Here is a 20,169-nt window from a genome sequence, read left to right as displayed (position 1 = left end):
TAAGCAAGCCGTCATTTCTAATGACTTGCTGTTTTTCTAAATAAATAAGGCCATTTTATCTGACATTGGCCCATTCAACTTTTGAAAAATATCATCGCTGATTCAAATAAACGGTGATCAAGGTTATTTATGCTACGTATATTTATCGCAAGTTTATTAAGCGCTATCAGTCTGATGGCCCATGCCGATGTACTCGACACCGTTAAAGCACGGGGAGTTTTGATCGTAGGTATATTACCTGACAACCCACCCTTTGCCAGACGAAATGACAATCAAACCTTTTCAGGTTACGACATTGATTATGCATCATTCATTGCAAAAAGAATGGGCGTTAAACTACAAGTGCTGGACTTACACCCTGGCGAACGTATTGCAAGCTTGAAAGCTGGCAAAGTTGACATTTTAGTCGCCGCTTTTACCAAAACCCCAGAGCGTGAGCGCGAAGTCAGCTGCAGCCTTGGCTATTTTGTTGCAGCACAAAAAGCATTAAGCCGTAAAGGCCGTTACCCAACGTCCGAATCCCTTGCCAATGCCCGCCTTGGTGCATCCAAAGGGACAACAGGCGAAAGCGCCTCTCGTAAGCTTTACCCTAAGGCCAGCATCACCACGTTTGCAGACATCCCTGATGCAACACGCGCACTGGATCAAGGCATTATCGACGCAGTCATGAATGACGAGCCAACTTTGGCTGCGGCATTGAACAAAATGCCAAACAAATCACAGTACGAGATTTCTAATTTCTCTAACACCACCGAAATTCTGGCCATCGCTACTAAATTAGGTGAAAAACGCCTAATGAACATCGTTAATGAATCATTAATTGAATCAGAAAAAACCGGTGAAGCAGAGCAAATATTTAATCGCTGGTTTGGGCCACAAACCAACACATCATTCCCACGCACCTTCCGTATTCAAGGCTGATCAATTGTAAAAAACCGCTGCCAGCACTAGCACACTAATGCACTGCACCTTTGCGAAAAACAATTGAAAACCAGCGGCAGACCATCTCTTTGAGGAATGATCTGCCGCCGCAATAACTATCTATGCCCCGAATAAATAAGGCATCTAAAACCCTGATGCCTTATTTCACCACGCTTACCAGATACGAATACGCTCCGAGCTTGGCTTATACATCGCGTCGCCTTCTTTTACACCAAAAGCCTCATAGAAAGCATCACTATTTACCGCCGCACCATTAGCCCTAAATTCACCAGGGCTATGTGGATCACTCAAGAGTAATTGCAAAGTCATCGGCTCGCGCATTTTGCTAGCCCAAACTTGGCTCCAGCCCAAGAAAAAGCGCTGCTCACCCGTACGCCCCTCAAGTTTAACTGCAGGCTTACCGCCCAAAGACAATTGATAAGCCTTATAAGCCACCGCCAAGCCAGATAGATCAGCGATATTTTCACCCAAGGTAAGTTGCCCATTCACATGCTTACCTGCAATAGGTTCATAGGCATCGTATTGAGCAACCAATTTACTTGTGAGTGCTTTAAAAGCTACGCCGTCTTGCTTACCCCACCAATTCACTAAATTACCATCGCCATCAAATTGGCTGCCTTGATCATCAAAACCATGTGAAATTTCATGACCAATTACGCCACCAATGGCACCGTAATTCACTGCATCATCGGCCAAAGGATTAAAAAATGGCGCTTGTAAAATAGCGGCAGGAAATACAATTTCATTCATGCTTGGATTGTAATAAGCATTCACCGTTTGCGGCGTCATTCCCCATTCTTTACGATCAATAGGCTTGCCTAGTTTTGCCACTTCACGCGCGAATTCAAAGCGCTGCGAGCGCTGTAAATTACCCAGCAAATCATCGGGTTTAATCTCTAGCGTAGAGTAATCGATCCATTTTTCTGGATAGCCAATTTTCACTGTAAATTTAGCCAATTTTTCCTGAGCCTTAACCTTTGTTTCTGGGCTCATCCAAGTTAGATCTTTAATGGAATGACGATAAGCAGCTAATAAATTATTAACCATCACATCCATTTTAACTTTGGCATCAGGTGTAAAGTATTTGGCGACGTATAGCTCCCCCACGGCCTCACCTAAACTACTATTGGTAGCCGCAATGGCTTTTTTCCAACGCGGCTTTTGCTCCGGCACACCTGACAATGCTTTGCCATGAAAATCAAAGGCCAAATCAGCATAAGCCTTTGGCAAGGCATTGGCATATTGATCTAAAGCCTTAAACTTTAACCAAGCCTTTAAAGTGGATATGGGTGTTTTAGCTAAAATATCACCCACCGCCTTAAGATAACTTGGCTGAGAAACAATGACGGGCTCCGCTTTATCTGCCAAACCCATCGCCTGCCAATAATCAGCCCATGCAAAATTAGGCGCAAGGAGATTTAATTCAAGCTGTGTTTTTTTATTATAGGTTTTATGCGGATCGCGATTATCAACCTTAGTCCATTGCACTTGCGCTAGTTCAGTTTCAAACGCCAGCAAGGCTGCGGCATCTACAGCGGATTCACCCGACAGTTTCAGCAGCTTCTCAAAATAAAGATTTAATGCCGCGCGTGCCGCAACAAACTTAGCATCTGGCTTTGAATAATAATCACGGTCTGGCAGGCTTAATCCAGACTGATGGATATTAACAATATAACTCGTTGAGTTTTTTTCATCTTGCCCAATATAGGCAGCAAAAGGAGTGTGAATACCTAAAGACGTAAATGACGCCAATACTGCCGCCAGCCCTTTATTATTTTTAACACCATCAACCATGGATAAGGTTGCTTGTAATGGGGCCAAGCCGCGCTGCTCGATAAGCCCTTCATTCATATAACTTTGATATAAATCGCCCACTTTTTTAACTGCAGAACCGGCTGCGCCCTTTTGGCCTGCTGCGGTTTCTACAATAGTGCGCACCTGTGATTCAGCAAGGTCTCTTAAAATTAAAAAAGAGCCGTGTGATGGTTTATCTGCAGGAATTTCAGTGTTTTTTAACCAATTACCATTTACGGCAAGATACAAATCATCTTGCACACGAACATTTTTATCAAAACGTTCAACATCCAAACCAGAACGAGATGCCGCGTGCGCCCCTAATGCCAAAGCAGCGCTAATAAGGGTTAAAACAAATTTTTGCTTCATTCAGAATCCCCATTGATGATTGCATCGCTTATTTAAAAGCGTTGCATGATAATTAGTTTAAGCAATCTGTGGCATATAATGCCCTAAGCCTGTCCGAGCGTGAAAGAAAATCAATAAAAAGCAATAAAAACACATCAGAGACGCCTTATATGCAGACAGATTGCTAAAGTTTTTACGATTTGCGTCGATACTTGGCATAATGACAGTAATAGCAAGTCACACTGGCCGGTGACGAAGGAAGACATACCATGAAAATCGACTCATCAAAACCACTCAACCCAACGCTCAGCCGCAACAATGATCGTGTTCCGAGCAACGGCGCGGCAAGTGCGGAGCGCAGCTCAAGCGTGGATAGCGTAACCATTAACCCACTGGCAGCTAAACTGAGCCAGCTAGAACAAAGTACTAAGCCCACTTTTGATGCGGAGCGTGTTGAATCGCTTAAAAAAGCAATTAGTGAAGGGCGTTTTACCGTGCGTACCGAGGCAATTGCTGGCAAAATCATCCAGAGCGCACAAGAACTACTAGGCAAGTAAAATGATATCAAGCACGGCACTGCCGTTGAGTACTTTGCCACCGCTACTGGATCAGGCAAAATGCAGCATGCAAAACTTACTCAGCTTACTCAAAGAAGAGCAAGAGTATTTAATTGCCAATCAGCTAGATCAGTTGGTAAGCATCACACAAAAGAAACAAAGCACCGCGTTAGATGCTGAACAAGCGGGCTTAGCACTAAGCCTCTTTTTTGCCGAACAAGGCCTTAGCCCAAATAGTGATATAAGCGCATGGTTTAGTGCAGAGCTGCCTAGCTCTCTCATTGAATGGCAAGCTTTGCTAGAAGCCTCACGCCAAGCTGCAGCATTTAATAGCAGCAATGGCAAGCTTATAGAAACCCGTCAGCATCTCATCAATGCCTTTATGCAGCAGCTGCTAGAGGCCAGCCACAACAGCCCGCTGTATGCACCAGATGGTAAGCTTACCGCCTTACCCCAAGGCCAACGGCGCGACACGGCGTAGTAGCCTTGCTAATGCTAGTTTTGCGCCAGCAAACTACGCCCACCTTCAAAGCGCTGAGCAAAATACGGGCTAGCTAAAGATTCCACTCTAATTTTCCCCTTGGATGATGGCGCATGAATAAAGCGCCCATCCCCCAAGTAAATCCCCATATGTGAAAAAGATTTTCCTAAGGTATTAAAAAACACCAAATCCCCTGCTTGCAATTGATCCATTGCAACTGGCCGCGCTAAATTAGCAATTTGCGCCGCATTATGGGGCAGTACGGCTCCCACGGCGTTTTTATACACAAAACTCACCATGCCACTGCAATCCAAGCCCGCTTCTGGATTATTCCCGCCAAATTGATAATTCACATCCAATAAGCCCAAGGCATACATCACCACTTCCAGCCCTGCGCCCTGCGCTTGGATATTATTCAATGATTTAGAGACGGGATAAGGCGTTTTATTTTTGGGTGGCGTGCTACTACACGCGCTTAAAAAGATAATCCCCAGCAATAGCATCTTTTTCAAACTCAACCCCTCCTTTGATTAACCATCAACAGGATATTCCGGTGTTGCCAAAATAAGTTGGTAAAATGCCAGATCTAGCCAACGACCAAACTTAAAACCTGATTCTTTAATCGTACCCGCATGGATAAAACCATGCTGCACATGCAGTGCAATGCTAGCGGTATTATCGCTATCGATTCCACCAATCAAAGTGTGATATCCCTGAGCCTTAGCTTGTTCAATAATAAGCAGCAATAGTTTTTTGCCTAGGCCTTGGCCTCTATGCTCTGGGTGGATATAAATAGAATGCTCAACCGAGTATTTATAGGCAGGACGCACACGAAATGCTCCATAAGATGCGAATCCAACTAAAACACCCGCATCATTTTCAATTCCCACCACGGGCAATTGATTGCTTTGTTTATCCTCAAACCAAGCCACCATGCTGGCCAATGGCCTTGGCGTGTAATCATACAGCGCCGTAGAGTTTGCAATAGCCTCGTTAAAAATATAAAGAATTTGCTCTGCATGTTGAGCAAAAGTGCAAGAAACGACCCGCATATTTTATTCCAATCACTATTTAATCAAAAAAAAACACCTCGGGCCTAAACCTTTGGTGTTTTTATACCAGACTACAATAAAATTAAGAATGTGAACGCTTATAATCCACGTCGCAATCCGTTAATACGATCACCCTTGGGTGCGTCTGCAAAAATGAAGCAGGCACTTGGGTAGTAATTGGGCCATTTAATGTGCGATCAAGGATCTCCGCTTTTTCAGCACCTTTTACAACGAGTAGAATTGATTTAGCGTGCAAAATAGAGCCCATACCCATCGTTAATGCGTGAGTTGGCACTTCATCAATGCTGTTGAAAAAGCGTTTATTTGCTTCGCGAGTTTCAGGCTTTAAAGTCACTTTATGGGTAAAACGGGATAGGGCTTCATCTGGCTCATTAAAGCCAATATGCCCATTATGCCCAATACCCAAGATTTGCATATCAACCAAGCCTTTTTGATAAATCAGCTCATCATAACGACGGCCTTCTTCATCTAAATCTTCGGCATTCCCATTAGGCACATAGGTGTTTTCTGGCTTAATGTCGATATGATTAAATAAATGGCTTTGCATAAAACTGCGATATGACTCTGGATGCGTCACTGGCAAACCAGCATATTCATCCAGATTAAAGGTTGTCACTTCCTTAAAACTAACCAAGCCTTGCTGGTAGCTTTTTACCATTTCCTGATAAATACCTACTGGCGTGCTGCCCGTTGCCATTCCCAAAATAGCATTGGGTTTTGAGCGCACAATAGAGAGTAATAAATCTGCACCAACGCGGTTTAATTCATTTTGATTTTTAAATTTATGCAAAATCATGATTGTAGGCATTCCGAAATAAGTAAAACAACCTAGATACTATACGCAGATTGATGACAGTTGTTGATGTAAAGCATGCCAAAGACAAAAAATCAGGAAAACAACCAAGGCTGATCAATGCGGCGCTGATTTTCAAAGGCTTTAATTTCATCAGCGTGGTGTAAAGTCAGGCCAATTTCATCTAAGCCATTCAGCAGGCAATGCTTACGATGGCCGGTAACATCAAAACTAAACACCTGCCCAGATGGCGTGGTAACAGTTTGAGCATGTAAATCCACATTTAAGCGGTAGCCAACGCTGACTTCACTTTCCGCAAATAACTGATCCACCACAGCGCCGTCCAGCACAATCGGCAGCAGACCGTTTTTGTAGCAGTTATTAAAGAAAATATCAGCAAAGCTAGGTGCAATCACCACACGAAAACCGTAATCATCGATCGCCCACGGCGCATGCTCACGGCTTGATCCGCAACCAAAGTTATCTCTGGCCAGCAGCACTTCTGCCCCCTGATAGCGCGGGTAGTTCAGCACAAACTCTGGATTAGGTGCACGCTGACTGTTATCCATACCTGGCTCACCGTGATCCAGATAGCGCCATTCATCGAATAAATTTGGGCCAAAGCCTGAGCGCTTGATCGATTTTAAAAACTGCTTAGGGATAATCGCGTCGGTATCAACATTAGCGCGATCCAGCGGGCAGACCAAACCATTAATTTGAGTAAATGCTTTCATTTATTGGCCGCCTTTTCGATGGCTTCACCACCTTTTTTAATATCTTTACCCACGCCCGACATGGTGTTACAAGCAGTCAGCCCTAGCATAAGAAACATGAGCAGCAGCGTTGCGATTCGTTTCATGGTGTTTCCCCTTAAGCCAGCTGACGCACGTCAACAAAATGACCGGCAATCGCCGCCGCTGCAGCCATTTCAGGGCTCAGCAAATGCGTACGTCCACCTTGGCCCTGACGGCCTTCAAAATTACGGTTGCTAGTGGATGCACAGCGCTCACCAGGCTCTAGGCGATCGGCATTCATGGCAAGACACATCGAGCAGCCTGGCTCACGCCACTCAAAACCTGCCGCAATAAAAATCTTATCCAACCCTTCGGCCTCAGCCTGCGCTTTTACCAAGCCCGAACCCGGCACCACCAGCACCAGTTTTACATTGGCAGCCTTAGTTTTACCCTTAGCTACGCCTGCTGCGGCGCGTAAATCCTCGATACGTGAGTTAGTACAGGAGCCGATAAATACTTTATCGATCTGAATATCGATTAGCAGGGTATTAGCAGCTAGGCCCATATATTGCAGCGCGCGTTCATAGCTGCCGCGTTTTACTAAATCAGCTTCGCTGGCTGGATCTGGCACACGGCCAGAAATCCCCAAGACTTGCTCTGGGGAGGTTCCCCATGTGAGCTGTGGCTCGATTGCGGCAGCATCTAGCGTAACGAGCGCATCAAACACTGCGCCTTCGTCCGATACCAGCGTTTTCCAGTGCGCTACAGCCGCATCCCACTGCTGGGCATTCGGCGAATAAGGACGGCCCTTTAGGTAATCGATGGTTTTTTCATCCACTGCCACCATACCCGCACGCGCACCGGCTTCAATCGCCATATTGCATAGCGTCATCCGACCCTCTACCGACAAGGAGCGGATCGCTTCACCGCCAAACTCAATCGCATAGCCAGTGCCGCCAGCCGTACCCACCTTACCGATAATTGCCAAAGCCACGTCTTTTGCCGTAACACCACGGCCCAGCGCGCCATCCACACGGATCAGCATGGCTTTAGATTTTTTAGCCACCAGCGTTTGAGTGGCCATTACATGCTCCACTTCAGAAGTACCAATACCGTGGGCAAGCGCGGCAAATGCGCCGTGGGTAGAGGTATGGCTATCACCACACACCACGGTCATGCCTGGCAGGGTTGCGCCAACTTCTGGGCCAACCACGTGCACAATGCCTTGTTTCTGGTCTTTAAACGGGTAATAAGCCAGCGCGCCAAATTCTTTGATATTGGCGTCCAGCGTTTCCACCTGCAAACGTGAGATAGGATCTTGAATCCCCTTATCCCAATCATTAGTTGGCGTATTATGATCGGCCGTCGAGACAATTGAAGACTTGCGCCATAGGCCGCGACCCGCTAACTTTAGGCCCTCAAAAGCCTGTGGGCTGGTGACTTCATGCACCAGGTGACGATCTATATAGATAAGGCAAGTACCGTCGTCTTCAGTGCGAACGACATGCGAGTGCCAAAGTTTGTCATAAAGTGTCTGAGCCATGGCGATCATCAAAAAAAGTCAGGGTCTAAGAAACTAGCATAGAAGGCACTTTGCCACAACCGCGCAAGCAAGACTTATGCCGATGTAGTTTAAATAAACACATTACACATAACCCTGAAAAGGAAACTCAATGCACCGATCATTAATGGCCTTACTGCTGATGAGCTGTGGCCTGGCTAACGCGGCCTCTTGCCAAAGCGTGGCAGAAAACTTAAATCGCCAGTTGCGCCCAGCAACTAATGCTAGCGAGCTTACCGACATCCTAAAAAGCCTAAATCAAACCGGCCAGCTGCCCGCCAAATTTGTTACAAAACGAGAGGCTCAAGCCGCTGGCTGGCGACCTGGCTCTTCGCTCTGGCAAAGCCTGCCGGGAAAATCGATCGGTGGGGATCGCTTTGGCAACCGTGAAAACCGCCTGCCACGTAACCAGTACCAAGAAGCCGATTTAGACTATCAGGGCAACAAACGCGGCGCTAAGCGGATTGTCTTCAACAAAAACGGCCCGCGTTATATTACCGTCGATCACTATCAAACCTTTACCGAGGTGGCAGCATGTCAATAACTCACAAAGTAGTACTCAAGCACCTCAGCAAACAAGCAGATGTTTACCAGCAGTTGGCAGAACAGCTTGATTTCTCCACTGATTTTGTGAACAACCTTGATGCGCTTTACGACGAGCTAAGCGGCAATCTAGAAGGCCCGATCCAAATCACTTGGCAAGATGGCGATGAAGCAAAAGCCGCGCTAGGAAGAGAAGATTACGAAGCGCTGCTAGCGGTATTTAACGACACAATACTAGAGCGGGACGACTTCACTTTTATCCTTAAACCATAAGTCACACCCCAAGCTCTGGTGATTTGGAATTCACTAAGGCGAATATAACGTTCACAGAACCTGCTATTTTGCACTGCAGCAAAACACCTCGCATCACGCAGATCGTTTTCCTATGCAGAATATTGGAGCGCCACCTTAAATTGACATAAAAAATAGGGATGGGTCTTAATTTAAGCCGCAATAAGCCCAAGGCCACTTGCATTTAACAATGTAAGTGGCCTTGGGCTTAGATAAAACAAGGTTTAAAACTCAGTCAAAAGTAAAAGTGTAATAGGCATCACCGGTTGTTTCATCCGTTCCCACCCTAGATACCAAAGACCAGCCTTTAGTGAGCTGCCAAGTAAACTTCACCGCATCGCGCAGGCCGTTTACGCTCTTTTCTAGCGAGACTCTCACATTTTTGCCAAGCTGTTTGCCTACAGATACCACTTGGGTAGAGGTGCCGTCTTTTTCTTTTTGGCTGCTAAAGCCCACATCATCTAAGCCAACCTGCCCCAAAATCCCTTCGGTAAAGCCAGGGCCACCGTCACCTGAGGTGAGTAAGGCATTGGCAACTTGCAGCATGAGGGCACTGTCTGATTTCTCCATGCTATCTGAGCCATGCCCAAACAAGAGCCAGCTTAGCTTTTCATTATCTGGCATGCCAGGCTCCGAATAGAGCTGTACCCGCGGCCTTAGCGCTGAGCCTGATACTTGCACCCCTGCGGCAACCTCCTGCGCACGGCGCATGGCGAGAATATCTAGGGAGGGGTTATCGATTGGCCCCTGAAACGCGAGAATACCGCGTTCAATCTCTAGCTTCTGCCCATAGGCACTGTAAGTACTACGCACATTGCCGCTATTTTCGGCCACTTGTACCACGCCAGTGGCCGTTGGTGCTTGATTCGCTTGGGCGCGCAAGCGGAGCAAGCCTGTTAGGCGAGCATCCAAGCCATAGGCACGGAAGCGGAAATTATTTCCTAGATCAACATCCATCTGCAGAGAAAGCTTCGGCCCTGCATCAACCAATGATTTTGCCCTACCCTTGATCACTACATCATCAGATAACCGTGGCACATCGTTGGATTGAAAGCGAATATCGCCTTCATCCGCTCTCAGCCTACCACTCACGCTCAGCGCTTTGTCTTTAAGGCTAATATCACCTTGGCCCGACATCACCACTAGCATATCGGCCTTGCTAATCAAGGTGAGTTTATTGGCAATCACTTGCGCCGTGGCGCTTGGACTAGGGCCGGCCAGATCGAAACTACCTTTTGCCTCTAAGCTGCCCTGCCCCCCTTTAAATTGAAATTGTTGCAAAACAACCTGCCGCTTATCTAGAGCGATTCTCACTTTACCATCCTGTAAGGCAAGACCCGTTGCCCCATCACGAATCGATAAATTATCACCATTCACAAAACCCACCCACTGCTGATCTGCTAGCAAGCCGGAGTGACGTACTTCAAAGTTGCCCTTACCGCCTAAGCTTAAGTCAGGCCCAAGTAAAGGGCCAAGCATGGCGAGCTTAGGCAAATCACCTTTCACAGAAATATCCACGGGGGCGTGTTCGGCCAAGCGCCAATTCACAGCATCCACTAAAGCTTTGCCACTGGCCTGCATCTGCCCAAAGCGGCCAGAGCTAAGATTGCCTTCCAGATTTATCATGGATTGCTTGGCATTGATTTGTAGTTTTAAATCTTGCAAATCAAATTTTTGTGGCGCGGCGCTCGCGTTTACGTATTTTAGATCGCCCGATTGCCGATGAATTTCCAGCATGCCATTAAGGCCCCCCTTGGATTGCAAATTCCAGCGGCCACCCAACATCAAATTGCCGATCAGGTCTTTTCGCCCAAGCAGTGGTAGCCATTGCCCCACAGAAAGCTGCTCAAGATCACCTGCCGTATCCAAAGCGCCATCGTTCCAAGAGAAGTGCTTCAGGTGCAAGCGGGTGTCACCCATCAGCAAGCGTGTATCACCAAGGCGTAGTAAACCTGCGCCCGCTTCTAAGGCAACAGGGCTGGCTAAATTTAAAGCCAGCGGTTGCTTAACTTGCAAAGCCTGCAGCACGCCACGCCATGCCCATTGCTCGTTTAAGCCCCCATCTAAAGTGGCGGAGAGATCAATCGGCGGCTCCTCTTTTTTGCCCTGTACCAGCAAGCTGGCATGGTGCTTAGCGCGGCTACCATCTACCTTAAAACTGAGCTTTTGCAGCAACACGCCCGCAGCTTTGGCATCACTGACTTCGGCACGAAGCTGAAATGGGCCTTTTAGATCAGATTGCAATTGAGCATCAATCTGAGCTTGATTCACCGATACCCCAAACGGCGTTTGTAAGCTATTAAGCGACAACTGCGCGGCAATCTGCGGATTAAGCAGCTCGCCTTTTAACTGCGCGTCGCCACTGGCCTTACCTGCAAAGCCAGGGCCTAGCAGCTGGAGTTGCGGTAAATTAAGTTTAAGTTTTAAAGTGTCATTAGCACTCCCCAAAGCCCCATCGACATCCACTCGATTTGTGCCCAGTGCTAGCCATAAATCGGCATTGGATACGCGGGTTTCTTCTAGCCTTAACTGCCCTTTACCACTCAGTGCCTCACCGTTAAAACGGCTATTTTGCAAGTTGTAATCCACATCCGCCCGCATTACCGGCAGCAAAGCCCCCGCTAGTTTAAATTGCCCGGTGATCACGCCTTTAGGACTATTTACAAATTCGGCCGGATTAATTCCAGTAAATTCACCATTAAGTTTAAAATCGTTTCTGGCTACGCCCTTGCTATCTAATAAACCAAACTCGCCCTGCAAAGACACGCTGCTATTAGCACGGGATAATTTAGCGCTACGCAGCGTAATACGGCGCTCGTGCTTAGGATTTAGCCAGCCCATATCCAGATCAAATGCCACTTTGCGCTGCTGATCTTCCAATTTAGCCAGCACATCAGGAGCCAACCAAGGCCCGTGTAGCTGAATTGTTCCGCCTAGAGACGCAGGTGGCTGGTGCGACCATAGCTTGGCTGGATCTATCTTCGCCAGCTCAAACTGCAGCTTCATTTGCCCTTGGCTCACCTGCCCAGCACCCTTAATCTGCCCTTGCCCAAGCAGGCTAAGCACTGCAGATTGAATCGTAAGCGTTTCTTTTAAATAGCTCAGCTTGCTGCTGATTTGAGTAAAAGGAAGCCCACCTTGATCGATCGTCAAAGGCATGGCGTTTTTGACTTCCAGCACGCCACTGCCCGCCTGATCGCCCAGCGGAATCATCGTCAAGGTCACATCCAACAGTGCCTTAGGCAAGCTAGGCATGAGCGCCGCAGGGTTAAGCTGCTGCAACTCAATTTTGCCCTCGCTCAATAGTTGATAGGTGTAAGGGGCAAACACATCTAAACGCGCATTAATCAGTGCTTTAAGTTGCTCACTTTTAATATCACCCTGCAATTGCAATTTACGCAGCTCACCGCTCAGTTTTACTTGCGAATTCAAAGGTTTATTTTCAACCTTACCCTGCAGCGTTAATTGCCCTGATGTCGTAAAAGGCTGTGCCCCTGCTAAGGCTAAATCACCTTTTAGAGTGACATCAGCTTGTGGCAGTTTTAGCCGTAGCTGATCCAAGAACAACTGATGAAAGCTGCCATTACTTGCGAGTTTTAAACGGATTGATTCGATATCAGGCGAACCCTTGATACTTAAACGTTTAATACTGGCCCGATCAATATGCACGCCGATCGGCAGAGTAATACTCTCTGGCGGTGGCGAGGGCAGTTTATCCGGCGGGCTAGGTTTGATATCCAGCTCTAAATGCCCAATGGTTAAATCATCTAACGATAAATCCCGTGCCAATAAGCTATATGGGCTCCATGCTAGGCTTACCTTATCAATCGCCAGCTTCATAGCAGGGGTATCAACCACCAAACCACGCAGGGCAAAACTAGACCACAAAGAGCCATCAATGGCGTGCAATTTAGCCACACTACTGTGGTTCACTTGCTTAACCAGCCAATCACGCCCTATTTGTGAGTCAAAAAAAGCCAAAGTGCTCGTTAAGACAAACACCGGCACAATGAGTACAAATAACAGCAGGCCTATCAATCGGCGTAACAATGAGTATCTAGGTTTTGGTATTACAGCTGCAACAGTCGGCTCAAGGCTATTGGGCTCCATTTAGAAAGTGACCCCCATCGTAAAATGAACTCTAAATTGCTTGGCCTCAATACCACGCGCCACATCTATCCCAATCATGCCAACTGGGCTCACCCAGCGCGCGCCCACGCCCACACCTGTTGAGCCTTCCCAATCTTTCCACTGATCCGCCACCCCACCATGATCCACAAACACCGCTCCTAACCAATCTTTGTAAACAGGCTGCTGATACTCTAAAGAACTCACGGCCAACACCCGTCCAGGCACCGTGGAGCCGCCCAAAGAAATACCTAAACTTTGATAATCGTAACCCCGCACCGACGACGAACCACCGGTACGAAACAACCAATCTGTGGGCACATTAGTCACGTCTTTAGTAAATGTTTGCCCTAGCTCTAAGCGGCCAACAAACACGCTTTTTTTACCAATCGGAAAATATTGCACGCCCCGCCCATAAAGCTGAGCAAAGGTTTCATCAGATAAAACCCCTTTAATTGCTCCGCCCCCCTCCAAGGTAATCACATTACCTGAACGTGGGTTTCTGAGGCGATCAACATTGCGTCTAACCCATTGATATTTAGCGGTTAAAGACTGTGGATCAAACACCGTGCCATCATTAAGTTCACTGCGCTCGATTTGGTATTCCAACCTAATTAAACGGTCGATATTTTCTGAGGTACTGCTTCTAGAAACCCCTGTTTTCCATTTATCAATGGCTAAACTTTGAATATCTTCACGGGTATAGCTGGCATAAACCCTATGCTCATAACCCGAGGCAAAACGAGGGAAGGTAATCCCAGCACTTAGAGCCTGCTCTTTTTGTTCTAAGCGCAAACTACTGTCAAAAACCCATGCCCTATCCATTAAATTTAAGTAGCGATAGCTAAATGAGCCGCGTACACCGGTATTGGTGCTATAACCCAAACCCGTGCTAATTTTGCTTAATGGGGCTTCTTGCACCGTGACTTTTACCGGCGCAATAAAGGGTGGATTTTCAGGTAAATCTACATCCACCAAAACCAAGGAAAAATGTGGAAGGTTTTGTAAATCGGTTTGCAGATCCACTAAATCTTTACGGCGATACTCTTCGCCTTCATGAAATTCAACATTATTGCGAATCAGTTTTTCTGGGAAGCGGGATAATCCACTCACTTCCAAAGGCCCATAGGTATAAGCAGGGCCACTATCTAAATCAATACTTAAATCCACCGTTAAAGCCTGCGGATCTACACTGGCTTCAGAGCGGATCATTTTAGCGGCGGGATAACGGCGATTAATTAATGAGCTTAATGCACGGCGCTTGCTATCATTCCAAGCACTTTGCTTGAATATACTGCCCACTGGTAAAGACCACGTTTGCTCACGCCGCTCAAATAGCCGCTGTACCCGCACCTCGTCCTCATCAATAGCGCCCATATAATTCACATCAATATCACGCACGCGGCTGGGCTCACCCGCTTTAACATCTAAGCTCACCACGGCAGGCTGCACAGATTCATCTAACTTGGCATTCACCACCGGCGAAAAATACCCTTCTGTGGCGAGCAAACCCGACACCGATTCCGTAACCGAATCCAAAAGCCGCGCAAGCTGCTCCCGCGTGACGCGCCTTTCACGCTGCCAACGTGCTAAATCTAAGTTTTTTTCCAGCAGCTCATGAAAATTATCAGTGGCGGTGATTTTTAAGACGTAGGGAAATTGGACGTTTTGCTCTGCTTCTGCAGGCGCTTCCACGTCGGCATACACCACAGCGGGAAAAACAAGAGTTAAAGCACACAGTGAACGAGCAAACATAAGCACAATATTCAATAAGATCAAGGCCACTACTTTACCGCATGGCAAGCGATGGTGGCATTTGTTTCATGCATAAGATCAAGCAAAAAAATACCTAGGGCTATTCTTACAAGTAAAAAAAGCCCAAATCGTAGGCAAAAAAATAGCCCAGTCTGCTGCGCAAAAACGCAGAACAGAACTGGGCAAAAAGAAGACTAGATGAAGAGTCAAAACACACTACACACACAACAACTTACTACCACAACAACTACATACTACTAAACCAGTAGATCAACGAATCAAACCTTGCGACTTCATCAACAAGTTTTGAGCGGCTTCGATGTTCTTAAAAATAATTTGCAAGGTACGCATAACGAGCTCCTTAGTGACTTGGGCCAGACATCTGTTCCCAATCAAGCAATGGAGCTACTTTAACAAAACTACAGATCGCACGCAAGTATTTTTGTAGTAAAACTACCTATTAAACGTCAAAAAAATATATTTTAAACTACATATTTAAACATAAAACACAATAAAATCAATAAATTGAACGGTAATTATTAATAAAATAAAAAACACAAAATGGTAGTATTACTACATATATTCGCTTCTTAAATACAAAAAATGCCTTGGTTAACGGCTTCGCTCAACAGGCTTAAACTCTAATCTTTTTCCTCTAAAAGTACGTCATCCCCATGTGTTTTTATCGGCAATCCAGAGGCTCTTGTACCAAACGCCAAGCGCAAAAAAGGACAAGCCATAAACCATGCATAAGGCACTCTAAACAACCAAGGCCCATCTACGCACTGCTTATGACTTGTCCTAAAAACTTTAAAAGACTGCTTACTTACCGAGTAGAGCCGCTTTCAAACCATCATTCACTGGCGCACGCCCCAGCCAGATCGATAACATCGCCGCAGCAAAGTCATCCCCTGTAATCATTGCATAGGTCTTGCCACGCACAGTAACCCGCGTTCCTTGGCCAGGCATAAAATCAAGCTGAATCACATCGCCCTTGGCGGCGGTTTTAACCTGTTTAAATACCTGCTCCAGCTCGGCAATTTTTGGTGCTAGTGTGGCTAAAACAGCCTCGCTTTGGTTAGCTTTCAAGCCATCCACAAAACCCTCGTGCATGGTGGCGGCAGAAACTTCACGCAGCATACGCAGCTCCATACGGCGTGGTGATGCGGCATTGACGACGGCGGAGGCATCTTGCGTTTTGCTCGGCACATACAGCGCGGCTAAATACACATCAAAGAACACTTTTTTACGTACGCCTGCACCGTTTAGCGCCAAAGACTGGCTGGCTAATTCGGCATGATCGGCCAGATTAATCCCTGCCACTTCCAAAGCCATACTGCTTTGAGTAGCAAGTACAAATGAAGCGGTCATTAAGAGCTTTTTCATTTTCTTTTACTTCCTTGCAAAAAAACCCACAGATTTTACGCCGTGGGTTTAAGGAGAGATGATTTATTGGCTTACAGCGACTGAATAATCCCAGCAGCGCCCATACCGGTACCAATACACATCGAGATCATGCCGTACTTACCAGCCATACCGTGACGGCGCATACCGTGCACGATGGTTGCAGCACGAATCGCACCGGTTGCACCCAGCGGATGGCCTAAAGCAATCGCGCCACCCAGTGGGTTTACTTTGCTCATATCCAGATTCAAATCTCGCGCCACAGCCAGTGCTTGCGCCGCAAACGCTTCGTTCAGCTCAATCCAGCCCAAGTCATCCAGCGTCAGGCCAGCTAGCTTCAGCGCGGCAGGAATCGCTTCTTTCGGGCCAATCCCCATAATATGGGCGGGCACGCCTTTTACCGCAAACGTCACGTAGCGCGCTAATGGCACTAAGTTAAATTGCTTAAGAATGCGCTCAGAAACCAAGATCACCGCACCAGCACCGTCCGACATTTGCGAGCTATTACCCGCAGTGACCGAGCCTTTAGCCGCGAATACGGTTTTAAGCTTAGCCAAGCCTTCCATAGTGGTACCAGCGCGTGGGCCTTCGTCGGTATCGCAAATCTTGCTAGTGACTTCAACTTCACCAGTCGCCAAATTTGGCGTGCGCGCGAAGACTTCTAGCGGGCTGATTTCGTCTTTGAATTCGCCGGTAGCAATCGCGTGCAGGGCGCGGCGGTTAGATTCCACCGCAAATGCGTCTTGATCTTCACGGGAAACATTCCACTGCTCGGCTACCTTTTCTGCCGTCAAGCCCATGCCGAAAGCAATACCCAGATTTTCGTTTTTAGTGAAAATCTCAGGATTCAGGGAGATTTTATTTCCCATCATCGGCACTTGCGACATGCTTTCCGTACCCGCCGCAATCATCACATCGGCTTCGCCCAAACGGATTTTATCCGCAGCCATGGCAATCGCATTCACGCCTGATGAGCAGAAACGATTGATGGTGACACCACCCACCGTATCCGGCAAACCGGCCAGTAGCACAGCCATACGAGCAATATTCATCCCCTGCTCGGCTTCTGGCATGGCGCAGCCTACGATCACGTCTTCGATCAGCTTAGGATCAAGCTGAGGCACTTGCGCCAGCGCGCTTCTTAATACATGGGCTAGCAAATCATCCGGGCGTACATTGCGCAACATACCGCGCGGTGCTTTACCAACCGGGCTGCGCGTGGCAGCAACGATATAAGCTTCTTGAATCTGTCTGCTCATTTTGAGCTCCTAAATAGGGGGTATTCTGAGTAGGGTGGGCTCCGCCTTATCGAGCCCACGCTGGGCACGCGTGGGCAAAAAACCTTGCCCACCCTACTCCGATGAATTGCTTAGTTACGCAGCGGCTTGTTGTTTTCCAGCATGTACATGATGCGTTCTTGCGTTTTGCCGGTTTTTAGCAGCTTCATAAAGCGCTCACGTTCCAGCTTCAAGATCCACTCTTCATCCACCAGCGTGCCCGCATCCACGTCACCTCCCGTCATGATTTCGGCGATATGGCCGGCAATCAGGTAATCATGCTTGGAGATAAAGCCGCCTTCTAGCATATTGATCAGCTGGCCCTTGATCGTGGCTGCGCCTGCACGGCCCGCAACAGCGAAGGATTTAGGCTTCACCGGTGCTTTGTAGCCTGATTCGCTCATGGCGCGTACTTGCGCTTTAGCCACGTAGAGCAATTCATTCGGGTTAAACACAATAATGTCGGAGCTACGCAGATAGCCAATTTGCTGGCCTTCTTCTGCACTGGTGCCCACTTTCGCCATCGCCACAGACAAGTAGTAGTCTTTTAGCGCGCCAACGATATCGCCCTTCGCTTCTTGCGAAGCGCGTAGTGCAAATTCTTTACAACCGCCACCAGCCGGCAAGAGGCCCACGCCGACTTCAACTAAGCCGATATAGGTTTCAAGACTGGCCACAACGCGTGAGCAGTGCATTAGAAATTCGCAACCGCCGCCAAAGGCATAACCCTGAGCTGCGCCAACCACCGGCACTGCTGCATATTTGATGCGCATGCTGGCTTTTTGGAATTCGGCCACCATGTTTTCGATCGAAGCAAAGTCGCCGGTCATAAAGGCCGGGCCCATGCTCATCAAATCTGCACCCACCGAGAACGGAGCTTCCGGGTGCCAAACCACTAAACCTGCGTAACGCTCTTCAGCGATCGTTACCGCTTGATTTACACCGGCCAATACATCTGGGCCGATGCAATGCGCCTTGGTTTTAAAGCTTAAAACCGCGACATCTTCACCAGCTTGCGCCCAGAGACGAACGCCGTCATTTTCAAAAATAGTTTCGCCATACACTGGTGCTGCATCACCCACCACGGTTGGCGGGTAAAGCTGACGCTTATAAACCGGCAAGTTGGAGCGTTGTTTCAGGGCATTATCTGCCGCGCTGTATGAGCCTTCTGCGGTATGCACCGCATCACGTGCCGATACCCAAGCTGGCAACGCCACATCGCTCATGGCTTGGCCAGCGGCTGAATCCGCAGCAATTGCCGCAGCGATCTCTTGCCAGCCAGCAGCTTGCCACTGTTCAAACGGGCCTTGATTCCAGCCGAAACCCCAGCGAATCGCAAAATCCACATCGCGAGCGTTATCGGCAATAGTATCAAGATGATAGCTGATGTAATGCCATACATCGCGCATGCAGGCCCAGAGGAATTGCGCTTCAGGATGAGCGGATTCGCGTAATGCTTTAAAGCGTGCAGCTGGATCAGTGATTTTGAGCAGCGCTTTCACTTCATCGCTACCCTTTTGTCCACCGGCAATATATTCGCCTGTAGCAGGGTCAAGCATCAATACATCACGGCCCACTTTCTTAAATACGCCAGCCTTGGTTTTTTGGCCCAAAGCGCCGTTTTCAATCAGCTTTTGCATCCATGCCGGAACTGTGAAGTATTTGTGCCAAGGATCTGACGCCAACTGCTCAGTCATGGTTTTAACCACATGAGCAAAGGTATCCAGCCCAACCACGTCGGCAGTACGGAAAGTCGCTGATTTCGGACGACCAAGACGCGGGCCAGTCAGGTCATCAACCACATCAAAACGGATGCCGAGGCGTTCGGCGTGATAAATCGTCGCCAGCATGGAGAACACACCAATGCGGTTGGCAACAAAGTTAGGCGTGTCTTTAGCGCGTACTACGCCCTTGCCCATGCGGGTAGCAAGGAAGCTTTCCAGCGCATCCATCATTGCAGGATCAGTCTGGGAGTCCGCAATCAGCTCAACCAGATACATATAGCGTGGTGGGTTAAAGAAGTGAATCCCGCAGAAACGGCTGCGTAATTGCTCAGGTACACCACCTGCTAAGGAATTAATCGACAAGCCCGATGTATTGGAAGCCAGAATAGCGTGAGGGGCTACAAAAGGTGCAATCTTGGCATAAAGATCGAGTTTCCAATCAAGGCGTTCAGCAATGGCCTCGATAATTAAATCGCAATCTTTTAGTTTTTCTAAATCAGAGCCGTAATTAGCAGGCTCAATATGATCCGCGCGCATCGCTGAGGCTAATGGCGACGGTTTCATTTTTTTAAGATTGGCAATTGCTTTAGTTGCAATGCCATTTGCATCACCTTCTTTGGCAGGCAAATCAAATAAAACGGTTTTAATTCCCGCATTGGCAAGATGGGCAGCAATTTGCGCTCCCATTACGCCCGCGCCGAGAACGGCAACCTGACGGATATGCACGGTATTGGCCATGTTTAGCCTCGCTAAAAGGAAAGGAA

The 20,169-nt window shown here is 47.7% G+C and carries 17 protein-coding genes; 5 read left to right on the top strand and 12 right to left on the bottom strand.

Translation table 11 applies throughout. The annotated features are described in order from the left end of the window. Positions 1-129: 129 nt before the first annotated feature. A complete protein-coding gene (locus tag R6242_RS13905) occupies positions 130-921 on the top strand; it encodes a transporter substrate-binding domain-containing protein (RefSeq protein WP_293930770.1) in 792 nt (263 codons plus the stop codon). Between the two features lie 174 nt (positions 922-1,095). Here R6242_RS13905 and R6242_RS13900 read toward each other — a convergent pair whose 3' ends face one another. Continuing rightward, the gene (locus R6242_RS13900; RefSeq protein WP_318427736.1) at positions 1,096-3,105 is read right to left on the bottom strand and encodes a M13 family metallopeptidase; all 2,010 of its coding nucleotides are present in this window, start codon (positions 3,103-3,105) and stop codon (positions 1,096-1,098) included. A 248-nt stretch (positions 3,106-3,353) separates the two neighbouring features. Between R6242_RS13900 and flgM the strand changes: the two genes are divergently transcribed. Next, a complete protein-coding gene (gene flgM / locus R6242_RS13895) occupies positions 3,354-3,641 on the top strand; it encodes a flagellar biosynthesis anti-sigma factor FlgM (protein WP_293930764.1) in 288 nt (95 codons plus the stop codon). Position 3,642: 1 nt separating this feature from the next. After that, entirely contained in the window at positions 3,643-4,122 is a 480-nt protein-coding gene (locus R6242_RS13890) for a flagella synthesis protein FlgN (protein ID WP_293930762.1), read from the top strand. A 14-nt stretch (positions 4,123-4,136) separates the two neighbouring features. Here R6242_RS13890 and R6242_RS13885 read toward each other — a convergent pair whose 3' ends face one another. From R6242_RS13885 to leuC, 6 genes are all read right to left on the bottom strand, one after another. Next, positions 4,137-4,625: a C40 family peptidase gene (locus tag R6242_RS13885; protein ID WP_293930797.1), complete on the bottom strand. Its 489-nt coding sequence runs from the start codon at positions 4,623-4,625 to the stop codon at positions 4,137-4,139. Between the two features lie 27 nt (positions 4,626-4,652). Then, the gene (locus R6242_RS13880) at positions 4,653-5,174 is read right to left on the bottom strand and encodes a GNAT family N-acetyltransferase (RefSeq protein ID WP_293930760.1); all 522 of its coding nucleotides are present in this window, start codon (positions 5,172-5,174) and stop codon (positions 4,653-4,655) included. Between the two features lie 82 nt (positions 5,175-5,256). Continuing rightward, entirely contained in the window at positions 5,257-5,991 is a 735-nt protein-coding gene (gene nagB, locus R6242_RS13875) for a glucosamine-6-phosphate deaminase (RefSeq protein WP_293930758.1), read from the bottom strand. A gap of 92 nt (positions 5,992-6,083) precedes the next feature. Beyond that, positions 6,084-6,722, bottom strand: a complete 639-nt coding sequence (gene leuD / locus R6242_RS13870) for a 3-isopropylmalate dehydratase small subunit (protein ID WP_318427730.1) — start codon at positions 6,720-6,722, stop codon at positions 6,084-6,086. Next, positions 6,719-6,847 carry an entericidin A/B family lipoprotein gene (locus R6242_RS13865; protein WP_293930752.1) on the bottom strand — a complete coding sequence of 43 codons (129 nt, stop codon included), beginning with the start codon at positions 6,845-6,847 and terminating at the stop codon, positions 6,719-6,721. Before R6242_RS13865 ends, leuD begins: the two co-directional genes overlap by 4 nt. 11 nt (positions 6,848-6,858) lie before the next feature. Continuing rightward, a complete protein-coding gene (gene leuC / locus R6242_RS13860; protein ID WP_318427755.1) occupies positions 6,859-8,274 on the bottom strand; it encodes a 3-isopropylmalate dehydratase large subunit in 1,416 nt (471 codons plus the stop codon). A 121-nt stretch (positions 8,275-8,395) separates the two neighbouring features. Here leuC and R6242_RS13855 point away from each other — a divergent pair, with 121 nt between their 5' ends. Both R6242_RS13855 and R6242_RS13850 read left to right on the top strand, forming a co-directional pair. Further along, positions 8,396-8,827 (top strand): ribonuclease domain-containing protein, encoded by a 432-nt coding sequence (locus R6242_RS13855; protein ID WP_318427727.1) that lies wholly within the window; start codon positions 8,396-8,398, stop codon positions 8,825-8,827. After that, positions 8,818-9,099, top strand: a complete 282-nt coding sequence (locus R6242_RS13850; RefSeq protein ID WP_318427724.1) for a barstar family protein — start codon at positions 8,818-8,820, stop codon at positions 9,097-9,099. Before R6242_RS13855 ends, R6242_RS13850 begins: the two co-directional genes overlap by 10 nt. A 249-nt stretch (positions 9,100-9,348) precedes the next feature. On the opposite strand, the gene R6242_RS13845 is transcribed toward R6242_RS13850, so the two are convergent. From R6242_RS13845 to R6242_RS13825, 5 genes are all read right to left on the bottom strand, one after another. After that, a complete protein-coding gene (locus R6242_RS13845) occupies positions 9,349-13,167 on the bottom strand; it encodes a translocation/assembly module TamB domain-containing protein (protein WP_318427721.1) in 3,819 nt (1,272 codons plus the stop codon). A 60-nt stretch (positions 13,168-13,227) separates the two neighbouring features. Then, entirely contained in the window at positions 13,228-15,000 is a 1,773-nt protein-coding gene (locus R6242_RS13840; protein ID WP_318427718.1) for an autotransporter assembly complex family protein, read from the bottom strand. Between the two features lie 822 nt (positions 15,001-15,822). Beyond that, positions 15,823-16,386 (bottom strand): chalcone isomerase family protein, encoded by a 564-nt coding sequence (locus R6242_RS13835; protein ID WP_293930739.1) that lies wholly within the window; start codon positions 16,384-16,386, stop codon positions 15,823-15,825. Positions 16,387-16,457: 71 nt separating this feature from the next. Next, positions 16,458-17,663 carry an acetyl-CoA C-acyltransferase gene (locus tag R6242_RS13830; RefSeq protein WP_318427714.1) on the bottom strand — a complete coding sequence of 402 codons (1,206 nt, stop codon included), beginning with the start codon at positions 17,661-17,663 and terminating at the stop codon, positions 16,458-16,460. A gap of 110 nt (positions 17,664-17,773) precedes the next feature. Next, positions 17,774-20,143 (bottom strand): 3-hydroxyacyl-CoA dehydrogenase/enoyl-CoA hydratase family protein, encoded by a 2,370-nt coding sequence (locus R6242_RS13825; protein WP_318427712.1) that lies wholly within the window; start codon positions 20,141-20,143, stop codon positions 17,774-17,776. Between the last annotated feature and the right edge of the window lie 26 nt (positions 20,144-20,169).

The organism is Iodobacter sp. CM08, assembly GCF_033446605.1.
GTDB lineage: Bacteria > Pseudomonadota > Gammaproteobacteria > Burkholderiales > Chitinibacteraceae > Iodobacter.
This window is presented reverse-complemented; position numbering and strand designations above follow the sequence as displayed.

Excerpts from the sequence above, each read along its gene's own strand:
- R6242_RS13905 (WP_293930770.1), top strand. The coding sequence starts at position 130 with ATGCTACGTATATTTATCGCAAGTTTATTAAGCGCTATCAGTCTGATG.
- R6242_RS13880 (WP_293930760.1), bottom strand. The coding sequence starts at position 5,174 with ATGCGGGTCGTTTCTTGCACTTTTGCTCAACATGCAGAGCAAATTCTT.
- R6242_RS13835 (WP_293930739.1), bottom strand. The coding sequence starts at position 16,386 with ATGAAAAAGCTCTTAATGACCGCTTCATTTGTACTTGCTACTCAAAGC.
- R6242_RS13865 (WP_293930752.1), bottom strand. The coding sequence starts at position 6,847 with ATGAAACGAATCGCAACGCTGCTGCTCATGTTTCTTATGCTAGGGCTG.
- R6242_RS13850 (WP_318427724.1), top strand. The coding sequence starts at position 8,818 with ATGTCAATAACTCACAAAGTAGTACTCAAGCACCTCAGCAAACAAGCA.
- nagB (WP_293930758.1), bottom strand. The coding sequence starts at position 5,991 with ATGATTTTGCATAAATTTAAAAATCAAAATGAATTAAACCGCGTTGGT.
- R6242_RS13825 (WP_318427712.1), bottom strand. The coding sequence starts at position 20,143 with ATGGCCAATACCGTGCATATCCGTCAGGTTGCCGTTCTCGGCGCGGGC.
- R6242_RS13830 (WP_318427714.1), bottom strand. The coding sequence starts at position 17,663 with ATGAGCAGACAGATTCAAGAAGCTTATATCGTTGCTGCCACGCGCAGC.
- R6242_RS13840 (WP_318427718.1), bottom strand. The coding sequence starts at position 15,000 with ATGTTTGCTCGTTCACTGTGTGCTTTAACTCTTGTTTTTCCCGCTGTG.
- flgM (WP_293930764.1), top strand. The coding sequence starts at position 3,354 with ATGAAAATCGACTCATCAAAACCACTCAACCCAACGCTCAGCCGCAAC.
- R6242_RS13890 (WP_293930762.1), top strand. The coding sequence starts at position 3,643 with ATGATATCAAGCACGGCACTGCCGTTGAGTACTTTGCCACCGCTACTG.
- leuD (WP_318427730.1), bottom strand. The coding sequence starts at position 6,722 with ATGAAAGCATTTACTCAAATTAATGGTTTGGTCTGCCCGCTGGATCGC.
- leuC (WP_318427755.1), bottom strand. The coding sequence starts at position 8,274 with ATGATCGCCATGGCTCAGACACTTTATGACAAACTTTGGCACTCGCAT.
- R6242_RS13855 (WP_318427727.1), top strand. The coding sequence starts at position 8,396 with ATGCACCGATCATTAATGGCCTTACTGCTGATGAGCTGTGGCCTGGCT.
- R6242_RS13900 (WP_318427736.1), bottom strand. The coding sequence starts at position 3,105 with ATGAAGCAAAAATTTGTTTTAACCCTTATTAGCGCTGCTTTGGCATTA.
- R6242_RS13885 (WP_293930797.1), bottom strand. The coding sequence starts at position 4,625 with ATGCTATTGCTGGGGATTATCTTTTTAAGCGCGTGTAGTAGCACGCCA.